The following is an 876-nucleotide window of genomic DNA, read 5'->3' as shown; positions in this document are numbered from 1 at the left end:
CTGGCCAAAAAGAATGACGAGGAGCTGACCATCTTCCGCCGCCGCAACATCGGCTTTATCTTCCAGAACTATAACCTTGTCCCGATCCTGAATGTCTATGAAAATATTGTCCTGCCTGTGGAGCTGGACGGCGACACGGCAGATGAGAAGTTTATGGACGAGATCGTGAGGATGCTGGCATTGGAAGATAAGCTCCACGATATGCCGAACAACCTTTCCGGCGGACAGCAGCAGCGTGTCGCCATCGCACGCGCCCTGATCACCAAGCCGGCCATCATCCTGGCTGACGAACCCACCGGAAATCTGGATTCCAGGACCAGCGCTGATGTGCTGGAGCTATTAAAGCGTACCAGTATGGAGTTTAGCCAAACCATTGTCATGATTACCCACAATAACGAGATTGCCCAGCTGGCTGACCGGATCGTAAGGATCGAGGACGGCAGGATCATGGGCTAAAGGAGGTGGCGGATCATGATATGGCCTTTTGAAAATGACACCGGCGCCATTGTGAGGAAACTGGCGAAGCGGAAGATTCTTATCCCGTTCCTGCAAATGGGACTGTTCCTCTCTGTGCTGCCTGGCATGGCGGTGATCCTGTCAGTCTGGATGGTGAGCAGGAAGAAAAAGCAATCCCTGGTAGAACAGATGCGGACGATGGAGTGATTGATAGATATTTATTCAGCATCTCACAGCAACAGAGAAACATTTCACAGCAATCAAATTGTTTTGGCATTTCCGACAGGCTATAATAAGATGTCTGTCTGTGGCAGCGGCAAACGTATATCTTTTGCTGCTGGCGATATCATGAGCGCAAGTGAGTCAACATGCTTGCATGATTGACGAACGGCGAATGTCGATCATGAACCGAAGGTTCAT

2 protein-coding genes are annotated in these 876 nt (G+C 50.5%); both read left to right on the top strand.

Annotated features, from left to right (window positions below; translation table 11 throughout):
* Window positions 1-456 (top strand): ABC transporter ATP-binding protein (locus C805_RS23885; protein WP_031201865.1); only part of this gene is annotated, 456 nt, incomplete at its 5' end.
* Window positions 457-471: 15 nt separating this feature from the next.
* The gene (locus C805_RS23880; protein ID WP_016216623.1) at window positions 472-663 is read left to right on the top strand and encodes a hypothetical protein; all 192 of its coding nucleotides are present in this window, start codon (window positions 472-474) and stop codon (window positions 661-663) included.
* The last annotated feature ends 213 nt before the right edge of the window (window positions 664-876 follow it).

This window comes from Eubacterium sp. 14-2 (genome assembly GCF_000403845.2).
Classification (GTDB): Bacteria; Bacillota; Clostridia; order Lachnospirales; family Lachnospiraceae; genus Petralouisia.
Note: the sequence above shows the minus strand (reverse complement) of the source record. Positions and strands in the feature narration are given on the sequence as shown.